General features: G+C 38.4%; 15 protein-coding genes and 1 pseudogene. 4 read left to right on the top strand and 12 right to left on the bottom strand.

The features are described 5' to 3' along the window. Positions 1-768 (bottom strand): ABC transporter transmembrane domain-containing protein (locus AC1DOS_RS10405; protein ID WP_477537437.1); only part of this gene is annotated, 768 nt, incomplete at its 3' end. Continuing rightward, positions 765-2,507, bottom strand: coding sequence for an ABC transporter ATP-binding protein (locus AC1DOS_RS10400; RefSeq protein WP_477537436.1), 1,743 nt, complete (start codon positions 2,505-2,507; stop codon positions 765-767). The genes AC1DOS_RS10405 and AC1DOS_RS10400, both read right to left, overlap by 4 nt. A gap of 667 nt (positions 2,508-3,174) precedes the next feature. Here AC1DOS_RS10400 and AC1DOS_RS10395 point away from each other — a divergent pair. Continuing rightward, complete coding sequence (locus AC1DOS_RS10395) at positions 3,175-3,414, top strand: FAD-binding domain-containing protein (protein WP_477537438.1); 240 nt, start codon at positions 3,175-3,177, stop codon at positions 3,412-3,414. A gap of 207 nt (positions 3,415-3,621) precedes the next feature. On the opposite strand, the gene kynB is transcribed toward AC1DOS_RS10395, so the two are convergent. From kynB to chrA, 3 genes are read right to left on the bottom strand one after another with little or no spacing between them, the layout of a single operon-like run. Further along, positions 3,622-4,251, bottom strand: a complete 630-nt coding sequence (gene kynB, locus AC1DOS_RS10390) for an arylformamidase (protein ID WP_108585263.1) — start codon at positions 4,249-4,251, stop codon at positions 3,622-3,624. Continuing rightward, on the bottom strand, positions 4,252-5,523 hold the full coding sequence (gene kynU / locus AC1DOS_RS10385; RefSeq protein WP_477537435.1) for a kynureninase: 1,272 nt from the start codon (positions 5,521-5,523) through the stop codon (positions 4,252-4,254). Between the two features lie 14 nt (positions 5,524-5,537). Continuing rightward, positions 5,538-6,725: a chromate efflux transporter gene (chrA, locus tag AC1DOS_RS10380; protein ID WP_477537434.1), complete on the bottom strand. Its 1,188-nt coding sequence runs from the start codon at positions 6,723-6,725 to the stop codon at positions 5,538-5,540. A gap of 201 nt (positions 6,726-6,926) precedes the next feature. Here chrA and AC1DOS_RS10375 point away from each other — a divergent pair, with 201 nt between their 5' ends. After that, positions 6,927-8,270 carry a hemolysin family protein gene (locus tag AC1DOS_RS10375; protein WP_477537433.1) on the top strand — a complete coding sequence of 448 codons (1,344 nt, stop codon included), beginning with the start codon at positions 6,927-6,929 and terminating at the stop codon, positions 8,268-8,270. A 66-nt stretch (positions 8,271-8,336) separates the two neighbouring features. Beyond that, entirely contained in the window at positions 8,337-9,221 is an 885-nt protein-coding gene (locus AC1DOS_RS10370) for a cation diffusion facilitator family transporter (RefSeq protein WP_477537432.1), read from the top strand. A 102-nt stretch (positions 9,222-9,323) separates the two neighbouring features. On the opposite strand, the gene AC1DOS_RS10365 is transcribed toward AC1DOS_RS10370, so the two are convergent. Together AC1DOS_RS10365 and AC1DOS_RS10360 are read right to left on the bottom strand one after the other, a co-directional pair. Next, positions 9,324-10,163, bottom strand: a complete 840-nt coding sequence (locus AC1DOS_RS10365) for a TIGR03943 family putative permease subunit (RefSeq protein WP_477537431.1) — start codon at positions 10,161-10,163, stop codon at positions 9,324-9,326. A 13-nt stretch (positions 10,164-10,176) separates the two neighbouring features. Further along, a complete protein-coding gene (locus tag AC1DOS_RS10360; protein WP_477537430.1) occupies positions 10,177-11,064 on the bottom strand; it encodes a permease in 888 nt (295 codons plus the stop codon). 803 nt (positions 11,065-11,867) lie between these two features. On the opposite strand from AC1DOS_RS10360, the gene rsgA reads away from it, so the two are divergent. Beyond that, on the top strand, positions 11,868-12,950 hold the full coding sequence (gene rsgA, locus AC1DOS_RS10355) for a ribosome small subunit-dependent GTPase A (RefSeq protein WP_477537429.1): 1,083 nt from the start codon (positions 11,868-11,870) through the stop codon (positions 12,948-12,950). Positions 12,951-13,564: 614 nt separating this feature from the next. Here rsgA and AC1DOS_RS10350 read toward each other — a convergent pair. The 5 genes and pseudogenes from AC1DOS_RS10350 to AC1DOS_RS10330 form a co-directional block, all read right to left on the bottom strand. After that, complete coding sequence (locus AC1DOS_RS10350) at positions 13,565-14,104, bottom strand: NADPH-dependent FMN reductase (RefSeq protein WP_108585270.1); 540 nt, start codon at positions 14,102-14,104, stop codon at positions 13,565-13,567. Between the two features lie 28 nt (positions 14,105-14,132). Continuing rightward, a complete protein-coding gene (locus tag AC1DOS_RS10345) occupies positions 14,133-14,780 on the bottom strand; it encodes a response regulator (protein ID WP_108585271.1) in 648 nt (215 codons plus the stop codon). A gap of 12 nt (positions 14,781-14,792) precedes the next feature. After that, positions 14,793-15,908 (bottom strand): GAF domain-containing sensor histidine kinase, encoded by a 1,116-nt coding sequence (locus AC1DOS_RS10340; protein ID WP_108585272.1) that lies wholly within the window; start codon positions 15,906-15,908, stop codon positions 14,793-14,795. A gap of 97 nt (positions 15,909-16,005) precedes the next feature. Continuing rightward, the gene (locus AC1DOS_RS10335; protein ID WP_477537428.1) at positions 16,006-16,914 is read right to left on the bottom strand and encodes a DNA-3-methyladenine glycosylase family protein; all 909 of its coding nucleotides are present in this window, start codon (positions 16,912-16,914) and stop codon (positions 16,006-16,008) included. A gap of 57 nt (positions 16,915-16,971) precedes the next feature. Continuing rightward, positions 16,972-17,389, bottom strand: a pseudogene (locus AC1DOS_RS10330) (phospho-sugar mutase); the annotation flags it as partial.

Below are 17,389 nucleotides of genomic sequence, written 5' to 3'. Positions count from 1 at the left end.
GCGAAGAACTCCGACTAAATTGTGAGACGTACCGGCATCTAAATAAAGCAATTTATTTTGATATTTATAATGTTCACGGTTAATCACTTCGAACTCTTCTTGCATTTGCTCTTCCCGACGGAATGCTTGAATAATCGTCATTCCTTGGATAGATTCATTAATCATGGCATTCATATCACTTACTTTTGCCCGAACAATGTGATTATATTTGGATGCGTATTTTCGATATAGGAACATCCAAATAAATAAAACAGGTAAGACGAATAAAGCAATCGTCGCCATTTTCCAATCTAGGAAGAACAATGCCACATAAATCCCTGTGATATACATTGCACTTGATGCAAATTGAGATAACACAGTTACATACAATTCACGAATGGCTTCTGTGTCATTCGTAATACGTGCTACGACTTTACCTGCAGGTAAGTTATCAAAGTAGCGAATCGGTAAGGTTTGGATATGTTGATACACATCATTCCTCATTTTTTGAATAACTCGATTCGCTGCTTTTTGTAGTAATAAATATTCTCCATAACGGAACACTGCAGCTACGATTGTTAAAGCAAAAAATACAGCTAGTAATAACGCAATTGGTTCAAAGTCAATTGACCCAGCAGTCGTATCAGCAATATGATCGTCAATAATCTTCTTGGCAATTAATGGACCTGCTAAATCTGCAGCCACTGCAATGGTTAACAATGCAATTCCCATTATTAACAGTTTCTTATAATGTAAGGCGTAAAGCCATAGTCTCTTCCCTGTACTCATGATGGCACCTCCTCAATTTGCTGACGGTCGAACTGTTCTTTATACCAGCCCTCATTCGCAAGCAAATCTTCATGCGTACCTTCTTCAATCATTACTCCATCATCTAATACGATGATCCGGTCTGCATGTTGAATGGCAGATAGACGATGTGTTGTAATGATGGTTGTTTTGTCTTTTCGTTCGAGTTGAATATTTTCAATAATTCGTGCCTCCGTTTTTGCATCGACTGCTGACAACGAATCATCTAATAATAATATTTCTGGATTTTTAATGAGTGCTCGAGCAATCGAAATACGTTGCTTTTGTCCTCCAGATAAAGCCACACCCTTTTCACCAACAAGAGTCTCCAAACCTTGTGGTAACATTTCAAGATCTTTTTGGAAATGTGATAACCGAATTGCAGTTTCTATATCTGCGTCAGTTCCATTCGGATGACCAAAAAGGATATTCTCTTTAACTGTTCGTGAGAATAAGACATGATCTTGTGGGACATAACCAATCCAGTTACGCACCTGTTCCTTTGTTTGCTGTTCTATCGGAATGTTTGCAAATGTCAGGGACCCTTCACCTGCAGGATACTCACGTAATAACTGTTTAATTAGTGTGGTTTTCCCACTTCCAGTTTTACCGACTATTCCAAGCGTCTGCCCTTGTTCTAACTGTAAGTTAATATTACTTAAGTTCACTGTAGTGGATTGTGGATATTGGAACTTCACTTGGTCAAAGACAATTCTATCAGGTTTAAGAACCGTAATTGGGTTGGATGAATCTTTGACATCTTCGTCATAATCAAGTGTTTCTTGTACACGATCGAGAGATGCATTCCCTCGTTGCATCACGTTGATTAATTCACCAATCGCAAACATTGGCCAAATAATCATTCCGAGGTACACGTTAAATGCGACCAAGTCGCCAAGCGTCATTTGACCATCCGATACTAAGAAAGCACCATATCCAAGGCCAATCATGTAACTAACCCCTGTTAATATTTTGGTAATAGGGTTAAATAGGGCATCAATTTTTTCAACTTCCATGTTTTTCGCGTAGACATCTTCTGTCATTTCCTCGAATTGTTTCTCCGAAGCACGTTCTTGGACATATGCTCGAATAACTCGAACACCTGAGACTGCTTCTAAAACACTATCGTTCATATCGCCAAAAGCATCTTGGGCCTTCATATATCTCTCGTGAATTCGTTTTCCGAGAATTTGCATGATGATTGCCAAGATTGGCAAAGGTAAAAGTGCAACAAAAGTTAATTTCCAGCTAACTAAAATTCCCATAGTAACTAAAATGGTAAGCATATAGAGGGATGAGTCAACTAATGTTAAAATACCAAATCCTGCAGTAGTTGATACTGCTTTTAAATCGTTAGTGGCACGTGCCATCAAATCGCCTGTACGATTCTTTTCATAGAATGTCGGCGTCATACGTAAAAATTGTTTCATCAAGCGGCTTCGTAATTGTTTTTCAATGACATATGCGCCACCAAATAATTGGTACTGCCATACAAAATTACTTAAGTAGTTCACTACGGTTACAGCAATAAGTGAGAGTAAGAATACCATTAGTAATTTTGATGTTAATGTTTGTTGATAAATGGCATCAATGGATTCACCTAGTAACCATGGTGGTACAACCTCGAGTGCGTTTGTTACCATTAGCAACGAAATCGCAATTGTATATCGTTTCCAGTTTTCTGCGAAAAACCATTTCAATTTAAATAATACTGAGAACATGTAATTTCCTTCTTTCTTTTAAGGTTTGGCATTCACTAGCCGCCTTCTAGAGATTCCTTGATTAATATTTGTTTCTGTTTCTGCTGCTGATAGTTCATCTTCAGCACTCCTTTTCCTTTTTATTTGTTTCGTTCCGAAGCAARCTTGCACTTCCTGGTTTATATGAGACAGTTTTACACTGTGAAACCAAAATATGGGTAATAAAAGAACACAAAAAAGCACACGACCTGTTTCCAGATGCGTGTGCGCATGAAAAAAGGAAAGGTATCCATACCTATCCCTTGATTTAATTAAATCAACGAGAATTTATTGGCAGGTACGGACGAACTATATAATTTATTGCAATATCAATTGATTTAATCATGACACGTACCTCCTCTTCTCAAAGTTTATTTACTTACTAAGATTATCATGCCAATTTTTTAATTGTCAATACATTTAGAAAAAATATATTATTCTATTAATCACTTGTGTTTATCAAGTTAACGGGAGGGTATTTAGAAGATAACAAAACGTTCAAATAAGGGAACGAATAATCAAGGAACAAAAAAGTTTTCCCTATGTTCAGTTGAGATTGGGACACGCTAATTGATTGCTCATTGCCAATAACACGTTTGGTTGGCTATGAGCATCAGGAAGTGGCGCTGAATCTGCACCGTATTTCCGTATTTTCAATCCTTATTTACAAAGTGCAAAGTTTGATGGAGAAGCGATGTATATTCGAAAATGGATTCCTGAACTTCGTCATCTCTCAGATAAAGACAATATGGAGCATGATCAAGCCTCTGAAGATTCACTCAAAGAAGCCGGCATCATATTGGGCGAAACCTATCCATCCCCCGTGGTAACGCATAAGGCTGGACATACTCGTGCATTACTCGCATATGAAGAGATAAAAAAAGGATGAACCCAAAATGCATGGGTTCATCTTTTTTGACGGAGTATTTTACCTTATGAGTACTCGCGTTTTGTTTCCGACCATTCAGACGGTGTTTCCGGCCATCCTTTGTTCGTTTCCGAAAACTCATCATGGCTTTGCGACCATTCAAATGCTGTTTACAACCAACTTTTAAGTGATTACGACCATTCGCCCTGAGATAGACACGATTCTTCTCTAGAAAGACACTTCTTCAAGTAACACGGCACGGACAGGGCTTCCATCTGCACCTTCTATTTTTAATGGCAACGCAATTAATTTATAAGTACCTTCTGCTATTTCATCTAATACAAGTCCTTCTAAAATATAGCGACCTGCCGTTCCTAAAGCGTGATGCATAGGTAGATCTTTACTTGTAATCGCATCTACTGATGGCAAATCTACTCCAAACAACACAATACCATTTTCCACCATCCACTCTACCACTTCTACTTCAAAGGCAGGAATTTCTTCAGGGAAAAGCATTCTATTATTCCATGCATTCGTACGGAAAAGAACAGCTTGTGCAGAGGCTGTATCAACTTCTTGTATTGATGCTCGAGAAATCACATCTTGCCCGCTCACATCAATGACAATCGCATCAACGATATAATTTTCTAAAGGCAGTTCATGTACTTTCTTCCCTTGTTCATCAAAATGAAATGGGGCATCAATATGAGTACCGATATGTGTGCTTGTCGTGATTTGTCCTACATTCACTGACCCACTTTGTTGCTTCGTCCAGTTTACAAGGAACTGAAATGGCGTATCACCTGGCCACTCAGCTACATCACTATTTAACATCATGGATATGTCATGTATTTTCAATTAAGCCACCACGTTTCGTTCATTAGAGAACGTTTTGAACGATTCTTCCACCATGATGGTTTTTAATCGTTGAACCATTTCCCACACGTCTTCAAAACTCGAATAGAAGCTTATTGGTGCCAATCGAACGATGTCCGGTGCACGGAAATCTGGCACAACATTTGCTTGTTTCAACGCTTTACAAATACGAGCTGCTTCTGGATGAGCCAATGCAATATGGCCACCTCGATCTTCATCCGCAACAGGCGTGACATCGACAAAACCAAACGAGCCCACTTCCATTCGAATTAAGTCACGTAAGTACTGAGTCAATGCAAGCGATTTATTTCGGATATTATCCATTCCCGCTTCTTCAAACATTTCAACACTTCCAGTTAGTGGTGCTGTGCTAAATAAATTTGGCGTGCCGATTTGATAAGCACCTGCTCCGTTTGCTTTAGAAAAGTCATGTGACATATCAAATTGTTTTGTTTTATCAGAACCGAACCAGCCAGCAAGCCCGGGTAGCTCATTATGATGTCGCTCATGAATATAAAGTCCACCTGAGCCTCCGGGACCACTATTCATATATTTATAATGACACCATATGGCGAAATCCACGTTATCTGTATGTAGTTGATGAGGAACTGCTCCAATTGAATGTGCTAAATCAAAACCGACTAAAATTCCTTTTGCATGTGCCAGTTCTGTGATACGTCCTAAATCTAGCAATTGACCGCTTCGATATAACACTGATGGCAACATCAAAATGGCTACATCATCAGTCAGCATTTCTTCAATCGCATTCAATGTCAAAGTGTAACCATCCTCACTTTTCACTTTCCGCATCGACACAGCTGGATCCAGTCCACGCAATCTTAAATGACTTTCTACAGCATAAATATCTGAAGGGAAATTCAGTTCATCTACGACAATAACTGATCTTTCAGCAGTTGGATGAAACAAAGTAGAGAGCATTTGGTGTATATTAACCGTAATCGATCCTGTAACCATCACTTCATTACCCTTAGCACCGACTACCTTTGCTACTTTTTCACTTAACTTTTCTGGATATGTAAACCAAGGTTCTTCCCCTTCAGTCCATCCGTCAATTCCTTTATCACGCCAGCTTGATACTAACTTTTCAAGTGATTTCTCAGAGCGCTTTGACATGAGTCCTAAAGAGTTGCCATCCATATAAAGTTGATTTTCTGGTAAATAAAATTCACTTTTATACACACCTAACACGTCTTGTTTATCCATTTCTTTCGCAAACTGCACAGTTGTATCCACAGTCATATCTCCTTTTAGCCAAATATGGCAAAGCTTAATGCACCTAAAATCGCAGTGATAATTACGACAATCCATGGTGCTAGTTTATAAAATACTAACAGAGTAAATGAAATTAACACAATGACAAAATCAATTGGGTCATGCACAGCACTTGTAAAGACAGGGTCATAAAGAGCTGCTAGTAGAATTCCAACTACCGCTGCATTAACACCCTTTAAAGCGGCTTGTATTCTTGGCTTAGTGCGAATCACGGCCCAAAATGGCAATGTTCCCACTACAAGTAAAAATGATGGTAAAAACATCGCGATAACGGCAATGGCGGCTCCTGACAAGCTCCCCATAATTTGTCCAAGGTAACCAGCTAATGTAAACAATGGCCCAGGAACTGCTTGTGCGGCACCATATCCTGCAATAAACGCTTCCGATGACATCCAACCTGCTGGAACAACTTCCCGCTCTAGCATAGGCAACACGACGTGTCCGCCTCCAAAGACAATCGAACCTACCCGATAAAAAATATCGAAAATCGCATACCAAGTAGCTTGAACGAACGGTCTGAATATAGGTAGTAGTATCAGTAAAACAAAGAATAGAAGCCAAGCGGTAATCCCCGTCTTCTTTCCGAATGACAATGGCATATCTACAGCGTCTGGAGCTTTTTCATTTCTGTAATACAACACACCAAAAATCCCAGCCAATACAATAATTGAAATTTGTCCCCATGCTGTAGGGATCAACAGTGTTGCGGCGGCGGCAATCATGGCTACCGTGATCCTGGTCCTGTCAGGTGTTAATGATTTCCCCATTCCCATTAAGGCATGTGCTACAACGGCAACAGCTACAATTTTTAGACCTTGAATCCAACCACTTTCAAATGAACCAGTTTGCATAATGATCCATGCAAATGCCATTAGCAAAAAAACCGAAGGCAAAGTAAAGCCAACCCATGATAATATTCCTCCGAGTAATCCACCACGTAACATACCAATTGAAATCCCTACTTGTGAACTTGCTGGTCCAGGTAGAAATTGACATAAGGCTACCAAGTCCGAGAACAATTTGTCATCAAGCCATTTTCTTTTTTTAACATATTCGTCTCTAAAGTAACCGATATGAGCTGCAGGTCCTCCAAAAGACGTAAGTCCAAGTTTTGTTGATGCAACTAAGATTTCAAGATAGCGATTTTTTTTATTTGTTGCCAAATCTTCATCACTTCCTACATAATAGTTTACTCTTGTATGATACTAGAGGATGAAACACGTTAACAGTATTAATAGCGTTAGAAAGTAATATTTGTTTTTTATAGGTAAGTATTTTATTATTATAGGTATTACTATTTTTAAGAAAACAGGAGGTGTACACTTTGTTCTCCCCCTCATTCGGGTTTGGAACAAAGGAATTCTTTGGACATAGCCATACGATTGACAGCATTTGCTGTCTTAATCGCCTTTACGGCATTCTTCGTTGCAAGTGAGTTTGCTATTGTAAAAGTGAGAGCAACCCGCATTGATCAATTAATTGAGGAAGGGAATAAACGTGCAGTACGAGCAAGACGCGTTATTTCAAATTTAGATGAATATTTATCAGCATGTCAGTTAGGTATTACGATGACCGCATTAGGTCTTGGTTTACTCGGAGAACCGACTGTCGAGCTTTTATTACATCCGTTATTTGAACGTTTCGAGCTTAGCGAAAGCACGTCGAGTATCCTTTCTTACGGAATTGCGTTCTCATTCGTTACATTCTTGCACGTAGTTGTCGGTGAATTGGCACCGAAAACGTTAGCTATTCAAAAAGCGGAGGAAGTTGCTTTAGCTACTGCAACTCCATTAATTTGGTTTTACCGCATCATGTATCCAATTATTAAATTCTTGAACGGTTCTGCTCGTACTCTTACTGGTCTATTTGGATTAAAGCCAGCATCAGAATCTGAACTTGCGCATACTGAGGAAGAACTCCGTATGATTCTTTCCGATAGCTTGAAGAGTGGTGAAATTAACCAATCAGAATATAAGTTTGTAAACAAAATTTTTGAATTCGACGATCGGATTGCCAAGGAAATTATGGCGCCACGTACTGAGATGAGCACCATTGATAAAGACACAACTCTTCGCCAAGTGTTCGACCAAGTCAATGTTGAGCAATACACTCGTTACCCTGTTACTGATGGAGATAAAGACCACGTAATTGGTTTGGTTAACATGAAGAACTTATTAACGGCCTACATTAAAGATGAATCAACGATCAATCGTCCAGTTATTGATTATATGCAGCCTATTATTCGTGTTATTGAAACGATTCCTATAGGTGAATTATTACTTAAAATTCAACGTGAACGTATTCATATGGCAGTTCTAATGGATGAATATGGTGGTACTTCTGGATTGGTTACCATCGAAGATATTCTTGAAGAAATTGTCGGTGACATTCGTGACGAGTTTGATAACGATGAATTGCCAGACGTTCAGAAATTAGGAGATCATCATTATATCCTTGATGCGAAAATCTTAATTGAAAATGTCAATGATCTTTTAGGAATTGATATTGATGAAGAAGATATCGATACAATCGGCGGTTGGTTCTTGACCAAACATTTTGAAGCCATTAAAGGTGAAAAAATAATTGAGCAAGGCTACGAATTTACAATTAAAGATATGGAAGGTCATCATATACTGTATCTAGAAGTCAACAAATTAACCAAACAAGAAATTGCTGATATCCTCGAAGATCAATCAGTGGAATCATAGAAATAAACGACTCTCACTTAGAGAGTCGTTTTCTTATGTCTAAGAGTGTTGCAGGAGGGAAACAAAATGGAGCTATATACACAATTAAGAGAAGGGGAAAAAGGTGCATTAGTTAGCATTGGAACTTATCTTGTACTTAGTGCATTAAAGCTTACGATTGGGTACATAGGGACATCGGAAGCCTTAAAAGCAGACGGTCTGAACAACACGACAGATATTGCCGCATCTATCGCCGTTTTGATTGGACTACGTATTTCTCAAAAACCACCTGATGAAAATCATCATTACGGACATCTTCGTGCAGAAACCGTTGCCTCCCTTGTGGCCTCCTTTATTATGGCTGCTGTTGGATTACAAGTGTTAATTAATGCAAGTCGCAATTTGCTTCATCCTATACATGAAACCCCTTCCCTTTTAACTGCTTTTGTTGCAGGGGGCAGTGCTATAGTTATGTATTTCGTTTATCGATACAATTTAAAGTTGGCGAAGYGCATCAACAGTTCAGCAGTCCGAGCAGCAGCTTATGATAATCGATCAGATGCTCTAGTAAGTCTTGGAGCTACTATCGGGATACTAGCATCAATCTTTGGAGTTCCAATCCTTGATACTATTACCGCTATCCTGGTCGGTTTTCTAATTATGAAAACGGCATATGATATATTTATCGAAGCTGTTCTTACATTAACTGATGGCTTTAACGAAGATGAAGTCGAAACATTATCAGTCCTGGTGAGAAAAGTTCAAGGTGTTATTCACTTAGAAGATTTTAAGGGCCGCATGCACGGGAATTTAATGTTCGTCGATTTAACAGTTAAAGTAAACCCATTATTAAACGTTATTGAAAGTCATCGGATCACTGAAGAAATAGAAAGAAAAATTCATCTAGTTAAACCATTTTGTATGGTCTTAGTCCATATCGAGCCACACCTAATGGAAGCATCTAAAGAATAATGAATAAATATCCCTTCAAAATAGAAAAACGGCTCCGGTAGATTATTACCGGAGCCACTTTTTTGTCATATATGCTTTTCTAGAATTTCTATTTCCATGTAATTAACCAGAACGGTATACGTAAGGCTCTTTCGGTTCTTTCGTTTTCTCCCATTCTTCCACAATTAACACTGGTATGGTCGATTTAAAAGGTTGATAATATTCGGATGAAAGTGTTCCTTTTACATGTATCCATTCGTCATCTTTAATATCGATAGCATCTGGAAATTCAACTAACATCCCGAATACACCGGAATCTGCTACACAATGTATGATACCGAATCGAAGGACAAACAGTTGTCGATCGTTCACTGACTCCCCTTTAAAAGAAAAACCATCAAATTCGATTGTTTTACCGAGGAAGTCACCGGGATATTTATAAATTGTCTCCAATCCTTTCAAATAATCGGTATCTTTTAGAACCACACTCTTTTTAGATAAGTATTTATTTTTTTCAATATCCATTAGCTCATCGTAACCTTCCTTACCATAATAAATACTGGTATCTGGTTTCAAATATTGAGTTACTGCATACTTTTCAGTTGTTTCCACGGCTTTAAATGTGAAGCCTTTCGATTTTACAATCGTCGAGTCCAGTGTTGCAATAGGTAGGAAAAAACCTGTTAATAACGGAAAAATAAATATACCGTAGATGAACCATCGTTGATACCAAGGTTTAGTTCGTTCATCACTATGATCTTCCTCACAGCAAGATTCATCAGGAACATCTTTTGATTGTTTAATATCTGTATAAGCTTGAACGATTGTTAGAATAGCAAATATAAAAATAGCACTATATGATAAGTACGCATATTTCATATTAATATATTTCGTTATATTTCCTGAAGCATGTAAATGTGCAAAGAAAAAAGTGAAGACCAGTAGAATATAGACTCTTAACATTCCTTCACCTCTTTCATATAAATAGTGAACCAACTAAAACAAAAATGGCAATATAGCAAATCAAAATGAAAACAAAGCGTTTATTAAATACGCTAAGCATCATGAGAGTATTTTTAATATCTACCATAGGACCGATTACAAGAAATGCTACGATTGATCCTACTGAAAAAGTACTACTAAAAGAAGACGCAATAAAAGCATCTGCTTCTGAACAAAGTGACATTACAAAAGCAAGGAACATCATTACAATCGAAGAGGTCACATCAGTTTGTCCAATCTCTAAAAGTGTAGAAGTTTTCAAGTACGTTTGCATTGCCGCTGCAATAAAAGCCCCAAGAATTAAGTATTTACCTACTGAGAAAAATTCGTCTACTGCATGACTAAGCATATCAACAAATTTTTTCTTAAACGTTTGTTTTGTAGAATGATGATGGTGGTGGTGAGTGTTCCTCGTTCCCTTTTCCAATAGTTGATTACCTTTGAATTGGAACGATAAGATTATTCCTACTAGAAAAGCTACAACGAGAGCAAGTCCACTACGGTATAACACCATATCTATTTGATTACCAAAAGCGATATAAGTAGAAAATAGCACGATAGGATTTATGATAGGTGCCGTTAACATAAAAGGTATTGCCGCGTGCAGAGGCACCCCTTTTAAAAGAAGCCTGCGCACAATCGGCACAATTCCACACTCGCAAGCAGGGAATAAGGCACCAAATAAGGTGGCATATAAAACAGCTAGAAAACGATTCTTAGGTATTATCCGTGCAATCATTTCTTCAGAAACAAACATCTGAATAAAGCCAGAAATAAATACACCGATAAGTATGAAAGGTATTGATTCTATTAATATGCTAATAAAAATTGTATTGAGTTGTAAAAATGATTGTGAAAACATTAACATTCCTCATTATCTATAAAACTGTGATGGACAAAACGCAATTATATCATAGATACACCTCATAGTTAAAACACGAAAGGCTTCCATTTATGATGTGATTCTTTAGCTATTTTTACGAACAATAATTGTCACTTCTAATCGGACGCTTTAGATAGTATTTTGTTTCAGATGCGATTATTATTACTACATATTTTCAAAAATAATAAGTAGTTAAACCTTTATGACAAGTAGAAAAGAATTGAATAAATGCAAAAAAACCGCCACTTGGGCGGTTTTTTTATTTAGTTTATTCTGCGTCTTCCTCTTCTACTTCTTCTTCCACTTCATCATCTACATCAGAATTATTGTCTCAGTCTCCACATGCCCCTAATAATCCTACAGATAGGAACGCTGCAGCCCCTATTTTCCACCATTTTTGTCCAGCTACTGAATTTATTGTCATTTTAATATTCCTCCATTAAATATGATTTTTCGTTCTTTTATAACTTAATAAAAAGATACCCATTTAACACTTAAAATTAAATGTCATTTAATTATTTTCAGAATAGGGACAAATTTCTCATTATAATGGTTGACGAGACGAATATACTTTTGATACAGTTAAATTAATAAAAGAAAGCAGGTGAGGTATTATGGCAACTTTATATGAAATTGTAAAAGAGCGAATTGGCATGTTCCAGGTATCTCATCACACGTGTGCTTTCTAAAAAGTAGACCTTATCTTGTGATGTGTATTTTAACCGTGGCTGCCTTTTCGCAGACACGGTTATTTTATTTACACAAAACAGGAGGAATATAAATTGAAAATAGTTGAAAATTACGGTTGGAACGATTCTTGGAAAGCTAAATGGGCGGACCAATCCAATAATGAAAAATTACAAGCATGTATCGCTGGACGTATTTTGCTTGAACATAAACATATGTATCGAGTTGTGACTGATGAAGGTGAATGGTTAGCTTCTCTTTCTGGTAGTTTTAAGCACTTAGCACAAGACCGTAGAGACTTCCCTGCTGTTGGGGACTGGGTGGCTATAGAAAAAATGCCAGGAGAAGAAAAAGGTATTATTCGAAGTATACTTCCACGAACATCACTCTTTTCTAGAAAAGCTGCTGGTTTAACCACCGCAGAACAAATAGTTGCAGTTAATGTCGATATTGTCTTTCTAATAATGTCTTTAAACTTAGACTTTAATGTTCGCCGACTTGAGCGGTATATAATTGCGGCTTGGGATTCTGGGGCTAACCCAATTATTGTACTTACAAAAAAGGATCTATGTGATGATCCACAGTTCTATGTGGATCAAGCAGAAGCTGTAGCATTTGGTGTTCCCATTCACGTCGTCAGTAGTGTTACTGACGAAGGCGTAGCTGAACTACAAGAATTATTAAAAGACGGCAAAACAGCGGCTCTCCTCGGCTCATCTGGAGTAGGTAAATCCTCTTTAACAAATGCGCTATGCGGTGAAAACGTAATGGTGGTTCAAAACATTCGAGAAGATGACGACAAAGGACGTCACACCACTACTCATCGTGAATTATTCCGCATGCCTGGTGGAGGATTGTTAATTGATACACCTGGTATGCGCGAGTTTCAAATGTGGGACAATAGTGAAAGTCTTGATACCGGATTCAAAGATGTTGAACAATATGCCAGTTCATGTCGCTTCTCTGATTGCCAACATAAAAATCAGCCAGGTTGCGCCGTGCAAGAAGCCCTTGGAAATGGCTCTTTAACTCGTGAACGCTATGCAAGCTATGAAAAGTTAAAACGTGAACTTGCTTACGTTGAAAGAAAAGCAGATGCTGCTGCTCAAAAAGCAGAACGTGGAAAATGGAAACAAATTACGAAAGACATGCGTAATCGTCCAGGAAAAAAGAAATAATACGTATACAGTCGCCAGTCCATTAGATATGGGCTGGCTCTTCTGTTTTGTAGGAATAGAAGATTTTCATAAAGGTTTATAGGTCGCTTTTTGAAAGCACCATGCTGTACCTTACCTAATGAATAAGTAAGAGGGGATGTGCCCTCGTCACATCCCCTCTTACTATTACAGGTAATCTTACGGCTTTGATGGCTTCATCGCTCCCCTTCAACCTTTGGGCAAATTGTATGTTGATTTTGGTTTACTAAGGAATCGTCACTTTCTTCAGCTACCAAGCAACCGAAGATGCCATTTCGGCTGCTACTGCACTTCTTTATTTTGGATGGCTCTTACATTAACGAGTCCCACGAAAGTGATCACGAAAATAAGTGAAGGAGAAAGAGGCCGAATATCGATATAGAAGGACTATCGATTCTCAAGTAAACCAAACCATCCTAACTACGTCCGTCGAGATTCCAAGGAAGCGAAGTGACACAGTCACAAGCCCATCCCCTTTGTTATCTAGACCATAGTGGTTCAGGCATGACGTCCGAAGAGACCTGAAAACCTTACAGCATGTAGTTACCAGTATTCGAAAAACCGCATCCCATGAGGAATGCGGTTCTTACTTTTAACTATATCAACTGTCGTTCTTTCACTTCTTTTGCTATTCGAGCATAAATCTTTAATTCTTCAACTAACCCATCAACTTGTTCTGCAGCTTCCTTTGTAAGATCATCGCGGTCGTAATCAAAAACACTTGGATCAAGAACTAACTGACGAGGAATGGCATTTGCATATACGCCACGCATGACTGTACGCATATTATTTAGACAGTTAATCCCACCTTTGCCTCCACCAGCAATAGCAATTAAGCCCACTGATTTGTGTAAGAATTGTGTACTGCTTAAGAAATCGAGCGTATTTTTTAAAGCTCCACTCATCGCACTATGATATTCAGGTGATAACAACAAAACAGCATCTGCATCAAGAACAGATTGTCTTAATGATTTCACAACAGGATTAGACGCTTGATCTTCTTCTCCAGTGTACATCGGCATTTCTACAATACTTAAATCTACTGTATGAAATCCATAAGTTCGTTCAATAAATCGAGCCACAATTGCGCTCCGTCCATGTTTACGTGGTCCACCACTAATAACTAGTACTTTCATCTCTATTCTCTCCTTTTTGACAATGCAATCACAACGAGCTAGGTTCGGTTAACCCATGTTTAACTGCATAAAGTGCAGCTTGTGTGCGATCTTGTACAAGTAATTTTGAAAATATATTTGATATATGAGTCTTCACTGTTTTCTCAGTTACAAATAAAGCAGAAGCAATTTCTTTATTACTCTTCCCTTTTGTAAGCTCGGACAAAACATCTTGCTCCCTTGGAGTCAGTGGGTAAAGTTTATGCGGTGGTTCAATTTGCGGCTCTCTCACTTTCATAAGTTGTGAGGTCGCTTGAGGATGCAATGTATTTTCTCCACGCATTAATTTACGAATGGATTCCACTAAATCGTCTGGTTCAATATCTTTTAATTGATAGCCCGCTGCTCCCGCTTCGATTGCTGGAATAACGTGATCACGGTCTGAAAAACTCGTTAACATTAAAACTTGTGTTTGTGGATACTGTGCTTTGATCTTTTTGGTCGCTTGAATCCCATCCATTATTGGCATGACCAAATCCATTAACACAACATCGGGTCTAAGCTTGGCTGTTAATTCTACGGCTTCTTTCCCATTCGTTGCTTCACCCACGACATCCATGTCTTTTTGCGTTTTCAAAAAAAATAATAAGCCTCGTCGAACTACATGGTGATCATCCGCAATTAGTACTCTAATCATGCAGATTCCTCCTTAATGTGGCAAACGGATTAATAATTCCGTTCCTTTTTCAATGTTACTTACCCAGTCAGCGGACCCTCCGGCAGCTTTGGCTCGGTCCTTCATACTTTGCAAACCGATGGATGGGATTTGTACATTTGCATCCATCTGGAATCCGCACCCTTCATCTTTTAAAACGAGTAATACATCAGTCAGAGTAACGGTAATAAATAATTCTGCTTCCTGTACCCCTGCATGTTTTCGAACATTGTTTAACCCTTCTTGCGCGATACGGAACAATGTTTCTTCGGTACGAGATGGTAAATTGATTACACCTGAAACATTAACTTTTAGCGTCAGCCCTAGCATTTCTGCATAACCTTTAATTCCTTCAACCAGTCCCGTTTCTAATCCTTTTGGACGTAACTGCCAAATAAGTGCGCGCATTTCAGTTAATGCTTCTTGTGTTAAATGTTGAATTTCACGGAATGTTTCTTTGACTTCTGTTTGTTCAGCCATTTCGCTACCACCTCGTGCAGTTAAGGTAACGGAGAATAATAGTTGGTTTACCGAATCATGTAAATCTCGAGCTAAGCGATTTCGTTCCTGAACCAGCGCCATTTCTTGTTCTTGTTTCGTTAACAAGATGCGCTTGATCGCCGATCCTAGTTGAAATGCAACAGACTCTAGCAATGAGAGTTCATGGTCTGTAAATGCTACGGTATTTGGAGAGGCTACATTTAACAGACCGAATTTTTCTTGACCTGATTGTAAAGGTACGGTGGCGTGATGTGTAACGCCAGCATGGTCTCCCACTTTTGCATCAATCGCACTTTCAATTCGTTGACATTCAATCATATTCGAAGCTTTTTTTAACTCTCCATTGCGATACTTGGAAACACACCAGCAACCGCCTTTTTGCAGATGACGACAACCGCCGTATTCTAGAGCATCCGGAAGATTTTCATGGGCAAGTAATTGATGCTTTCCTTTTGTATCAATAAAGAAAATCCACCCTGTTTCAAACTGAGTACCTGCCAAGAATTTTCGTAATGCGCCCTGCAGCATGGGTATCATTTCAGTTTCTTCATTCAACAATTCGGCTATTTCTTTCAATAATCCGATGTTTGAATGCTCGTTTGATTGCATACAGTCGCCTCCATCTTACCTTTCATTATATCTTCTATCATACCACTCGTTTTCATGTATTTGCATGAGATGTAGTTCATACTTTTGAATGACATGATTACTCTTGAAGGGTTCTCCACAAATAAAATGTCGCGTAAGCCCGCCAACTACTCCAGTTTTTAGCCCATTCTTCAATTTCAGCCAGTGAAGGTTTTTCAGATTGATTAAGCACTTTTTTCAACGCATTATGTAAACCTACATCCGCTAAAGGAAATGCATCTGGATGTCGTAAACATCGCATGATGACATAATTAGCAGACCACTTTCCAATACCTCGAATGGCAGTTAACCGTGTTTCCATTTCTCCCAAAGACATTACCAACAGTTGTTCCTTGTTTAACTGATCAGTTGCAATTAATTCAGCAACACCAATGATGTATTCTGCTTTTCGTTGGGTAAAGGACAGATTGCGCAATTCTTCTACATTAAGAGAAGCAACTTTTTCTGCTGAAGGAAATAGCCAATACTCTATATCGTCATGTACAACCGACTCTCCAAACGTTGTAACAAGCTTTTGTTTTAAACCATATGCAACTTGTAAACTAATTTGTTGTCCCATAATGGACCAGCTAAGTGCTTCAAACAGTTCCTCTACAGCGATTATGCGCAGTCCCTTATATGCTAATACGACTTCCTTCAAAATCTCATCACGATGTGCTAAGTCATAGAAAGGTTGTAAATCACGTGATAAATCAAACCACTCATCAACAAAGTCAGTTGCCGCCTTGGCAATTTGCATGGTGGGATGAATTAGTTGTGGAAAGGATAGGATAAGCTCTTTATCTAATATAGCTAGTTTAATCAGTACCACTTCTTTTTGAATTCGAATCGCTTTCATTACGCTTTTATTTTCCAAATTAACTCGGTGTAATACTTCTTTTTGATTACGTCCTAAATAAGCCAACATATCGGCTCCATTGACGTCTTGTATTTCTCTCCTAAACTCAATTCCTTTATGTTTCCACATTTCTATCACCCCTATAAAATAAAACCCCATTAGCACGTTCACTAATAGGGTCCACTTTTACAAGCTGAAACGTTTTTCCATTTCAGCCGTGAATTGCGATTTAATCGTATTGAGTTTTTCTTTACTTTCAGCTTCACTTGGACTCATGACACCAATATAGTATTTTATCTTCGGTTCAGTCCCACTTGGTCGTACACATACCCATGAACCATCCGCTAAGAAATACTTTAATACGTCTGATTTTGGAAGTGTCAGATTTTCATCCTTACGTCCATCAGTAAAGCTTCGTGTTTGCTTTAAATAATCTTCTTGCGAAGAAATGGCAATGCCTGCAACTTCAGTTAAAGGTTGATTTCGCAAATTGGTTAGCAGACTTTGTATTGCACGTGCACCGTCCGCTCCTTTTTTTGTTATCGAGACTAATCCTTCGAAGTAGTAACCGTGACGTTCAAATAAGTCATGCAAGACATCGAGT

Source organism: Paenisporosarcina sp. P5_A11, from assembly GCF_056400705.1.
Note: the sequence above shows the minus strand (reverse complement) of the source record. Positions and strands in the feature narration are given on the sequence as shown.